Genomic DNA, 4342 nt, shown 5'->3' with positions numbered 1-4342 from the left:
CAAATTTTCCAAGCCATGAAGAAAATACTTCTCTATCTTTTACTGCTATACTACCACCTGTTATTTGGTTAGCACCACTTTCAAAGGCTATTCGTAAATCATCGTCCGACTTTAATCCGCCACCAAAATCTATTTTTAAGCTTGTTTTAGACGCTATTTGCTCTAAAACCTTATGATTTACTATATGTTTAGACTTTGCACCGTCTAAGTCTACCAAATGCAAGTATTCTATACCGTGAGCCTCAAACTCTTTAGCAACCTCTAAAGGATTCTCGTTATATATTTTTTTTGTGTTGTAATCTCCTTTAGACAAGCGTACACATTTGCCATCTATAATATCTATTGCTGGTATTATTCTCATTTTTGTTTTTTTGTAAAGAAGTTAAAGACTTAATTACTTGTTGACTTTTAACTTAATTAAACTTCTACATTTCTAGAAAATTTCTTAAAATCTGCTCTCCTACTTCACTACTTTTTTCTGGGTGAAATTGGGTGCCGTAAAAATTATCTTTTTGTAATGCTGCACTATAATCTACATCATAATTAGATGTTGCAATGGTTTCATTAGTAACTGAAGCGTAAAAACTATGTACCATATAAATATGAGACTTTTCTTTTACTTTACTAAAAAGATTTGTTTTTAAGTTTGATATCTCGTTCCATCCAATTTGTGGGACTTTCACCTTGTTTGAAAACTTTACTACATCAACATTAAAAATTCCTAAACCTCTTGTTTCTCCTTCTTCAGATGCATTGCACATTAGCTGCATACCTAAACAAATACCCAAAACAGGTTGTTTTAATGTAGGAATTAAAGCATCTAGACCACTATCTCGTAACTTACTCATAGCACTACTAGCTTCACCTACACCAGGAAAAATAACTTTATCTGCATTTAAAATTTCATCTACATTATCTGTTAAAACGGCTTCAAAACCAAGTCGTTTTATAGCAAACTTAATGCTCTGTATATTTCCTGCGCCGTAATTTATAATTACTATTTTCATTTTAAAGTTTAAGTATTAACACTATTTACAGCATTCCCTTTGTACTAGGCAAAACCATTTTTTCTACATCTCTTTTTACCGCCATTTTAATTGCTTTCGCAAATGCTTTAAAAATAGCCTCAATTTTATGATGCTCGTTTACACCTTCTGCTTTAACATTTAAATTAGCCTTTGCTCCGTCTGAAAATGATTTAAAAAAGTGTAAAAACATTTCTGTAGGCATATCACCAACCATTTCTCGCTTAAAATCAGCTTCCCATACTAACCAATTACGACCACCAAAATCTATAGCAACTTGTGCTAAACAATCGTCCATTGGCAAACAAAAACCATAACGTTCTATTCCTAATTTTGTACCCAAAGCCTTAGTAAACACCTCTCCTAAAGCAATAGCTGTATCTTCTATAGTGTGGTGCTCATCTACTTCTAAATCGCCATTTACTTTAATTTCTAAGTCCATTTGACCGTGACGAGCCAGTTGGTCTAACATATGATCAAAGAAAGATAATCCTGTCTTTATATCACTTTTACCAGTACCATCTAAATTTACATTTATATAGATATCTGTTTCATTGGTTTTACGTGTAACTTCAGAAACTCTATCTTTCAATTTTAAAAACTCGTATATTTTCTCCCAATCGTTACTTTCTAGGGCTATAACATCGTTTAACTCATCTCTTTTTACAGTAATTTCTCCTGTACCTAAATTAGTTTCATCATTAATAAAAATACCTTTAGAACCTAAATTTTTAGCTAATTCTATGTCTGTTAAACGATCGCCAATAACAAATGAATTTGCTAAATCATATTCTGCAGAAAAATACTCAGTTAACAAACCTGTACCAGGTTTACGTGTATTTGCATTTTCATGAGGAAAAGTTCTGTCTAAAAACACCTTATCAAAAACTACACCTTCATTCTCAAAAGACTTTAAAATAAAGTTGTGTACTGGCCAAAACGTATCTTCAGGAAAAACATCTGTACCTAAACCATCTTGGTTGGTTATCATTACAAGCTCATAGTCTAACTCTTTAGCTATTTTACCCAAATAAGTAAATGCTTTTGGATAAAAAATCATTTTTTCAAATGCATCTATTTGCTCATCAACAGTCTCTTTAATTATAGTGCCGTCTCTATCTATAAATAATACTTTTTTCATCTTCTATAGTTCGTTATAATTCAATTTTAAAAAAGAATTACGGTTAGTTATTAATTTGGTTTAATGCGCTTATTAGCTGCTTATTTTCCTTTGGTGTACCTACGGTAAAGCGTAACGTATTTTCACATAAAGGCTGTGTTGTTCTATTACGTATTACAATTCCTTTTTGTAAAAGCTGATTGTACCTTTTTGTAGCATCATCTACTTTTGCTAGAATAAAATTAGCATCAGAAGCATATACTTTCTCTACAAAATTTACTTCAAGCAATACTTTAGATAAAGCATCTTTTTCAATCATTATTTCAGATACTTCCTGTTTTACAGAATTCAAATCTAAAACACGCTCTTTTGCTCGTTGTTGTGTTAATTCGTTTACGTTATAAGGTGGTTTAATTTTATTTAAAACTGATATAATTTCTTTTGACGCAATACAAATTCCCAATCTTACACCTGCTAATCCGTACGCTTTAGACAGTGTTTGCGTAACTATTAAATTAGGGTAATTATCTAATTGAGAAACCCAACTTTCTTCTGACGAAAAATCAATGTAAGCTTCATCAACTACAACCAAACCATTAAATTTAGTTAACAACTGATGCATTTTTTCTGTAGCAAAGCTATTACCAGTTGGGTTGTTTGGTGAGCATAAAAATAAAATTTTGCTATTGTTATCTGCTGTTGCTAAAATTTCATCTACATTAGGTTCAAAATCAGCAGTAAGCAACACCTCTTTATTCTCTATGTTATTAATTCCAGATAATACTTTATACATACCATAAGTTGGCGGTAACGTTATAATATTATCTTCCTTAGGCTCGCAAAATGCTCTGTAAATTAAGTCTAAAACTTCATCACTACCATTACCTAAAAGCAAGTTTTCTGACTTTATACCTTTTTGTTCTGCTAAAATAGATTTTAAACTACGTTGTTGTGGGTCTGGATATCTATTTACTCCGTTTGAAAAAGGATTTTCATTGGCATCTAAAAAGACCATTTCAGTACCATCAGAAACATACTCATCTCTAGCAGAAGAATACGGACTAAGTCCTTTTACATTCTCTCTAGTTAATTCATCTAAGTTAAAATTTTTCATTATTTTAAACTCTTTAAACGTAATGTAACTGCATTTTTGTGTGCCTGTAAACCTTCTGCCTCTGCCATAAGTTCTATAGCGTTACCAATACCTTGTATACCTTCTTCAGATATTTTTTGAAACGTAATACTCTTAGTAAAACTATCTAAGTTAACACCACTGTATTGTTTGGCATAGCCGTTTGTTGGTAATGTGTGGTTGGTACCAGAAGCATAATCACCAGCACTCTCTGGTGTATAATTACCAATAAAAACCGAACCAGCATTTTCTGTAGCGCTTAACACATAGTCTTCATTTTCTACACAAACAATAAAGTGTTCTGGAGCATACTCATTAATCAATTGCATAGCTGTTTCTATTGTTTCTATGTAAATAAGCTTGCTATTTGCAATTGCCTGTGTTGCTATTTCTACACGTGGTAAAACTGCTAATTGTTTTTCTACTTCTGCCTCTACAGCAGAGATCATTTCTTTAGAAGTAGATACCAATATTACTTGACTATCTGTACCGTGTTCTGCCTGACTTAATAAGTCTGATGCTACAAATGCAGCGTTAGCTGTATCATCTGCTAAAACTAACAGCTCACTTGGACCAGCTGGCATATCTATTGCTACTCCATACTTAGTTGCAATTTGTTTAGCCACTGTAACAAATTGGTTACCAGGACCAAATATTTTATACACTTGTGGTATTGTTTCAGTACCAAACGTCATAGCTGCAATAGCTTGTATACCTCCAACTTTATATATTTTGGTAACACCACATAAATTTGCTGCATACAAAATAGCAGGGTTTATTTTACCTTCTTTATTAGGAGGTGAGCATAGAACAATTTCTTTACAACCAGCAATGTTTGCTGGTGTTGCTAACATTAAAATGGTAGAAAATAATGGAGCTGTACCACCAGGAATATATAAACCAACCTTTTGTATAGGTCTTTTCTCTTGCCAACAATTTACTCCGTTTGTTGTTTGTATACTTACTTTACTAGTTTTTTGTGCTTTATGAAAAGCTTCAATATTACTTTTTGCTAATTGTATTGCCTCTTTTAGCTCTTTAGTAACCAATGCTTCAGCCTCTATA

Annotated in this window: 5 protein-coding genes; all 5 read right to left on the bottom strand. The window is 32.3% G+C overall.

Annotation, left to right across the window (positions count from 1 at the left end; all coding sequences use genetic code 11):
* Positions 1-361, bottom strand: a 361-nt coding sequence (locus ABJD66_RS05835) for a HisA/HisF-related TIM barrel protein (protein WP_348129262.1), incomplete at its 3' end; no start/stop codon positions are given.
* Between the two features lie 64 nt (positions 362-425).
* Positions 426-1007, bottom strand: a complete 582-nt coding sequence (hisH, locus tag ABJD66_RS05830) for an imidazole glycerol phosphate synthase subunit HisH (RefSeq protein WP_348129259.1) — start codon at positions 1005-1007, stop codon at positions 426-428.
* A 25-nt stretch (positions 1008-1032) separates the two neighbouring features.
* Positions 1033-2166, bottom strand: coding sequence for a bifunctional histidinol-phosphatase/imidazoleglycerol-phosphate dehydratase HisB (gene hisB, locus ABJD66_RS05825; RefSeq protein WP_348129257.1), 1134 nt, complete (start codon positions 2164-2166; stop codon positions 1033-1035).
* A gap of 43 nt (positions 2167-2209) precedes the next feature.
* Positions 2210-3259 (bottom strand): histidinol-phosphate transaminase, encoded by a 1050-nt coding sequence (gene hisC, locus ABJD66_RS05820; protein ID WP_348129254.1) that lies wholly within the window; start codon positions 3257-3259, stop codon positions 2210-2212.
* Positions 3259-4342 (bottom strand): histidinol dehydrogenase (gene hisD, locus ABJD66_RS05815; RefSeq protein WP_348129251.1); only part of this gene is annotated, 1084 nt, incomplete at its 5' end. The genes hisC and hisD, both read right to left, overlap by 1 nt.

Source organism: Cellulophaga sp. (assembly GCF_039943695.1).
GTDB lineage: Bacteria > Bacteroidota > Bacteroidia > Flavobacteriales > Flavobacteriaceae > Cellulophaga.
The sequence above is the reverse complement of the archived record's forward strand: the minus strand, read 5'-3'. Positions and strand labels throughout refer to the sequence as shown.

Bases quoted from the DNA above. Each gene is read 5' to 3' on its own strand.
- hisH (WP_348129259.1), bottom strand. From the start codon at position 1,007: ATGAAAATAGTAATTATAAATTACGGCGCAGGAAATATACAGAGCATT.
- hisB (WP_348129257.1), bottom strand. From the start codon at position 2,166: ATGAAAAAAGTATTATTTATAGATAGAGACGGCACTATAATTAAAGAG.
- hisC (WP_348129254.1), bottom strand. From the start codon at position 3,259: ATGAAAAATTTTAACTTAGATGAATTAACTAGAGAGAATGTAAAAGGA.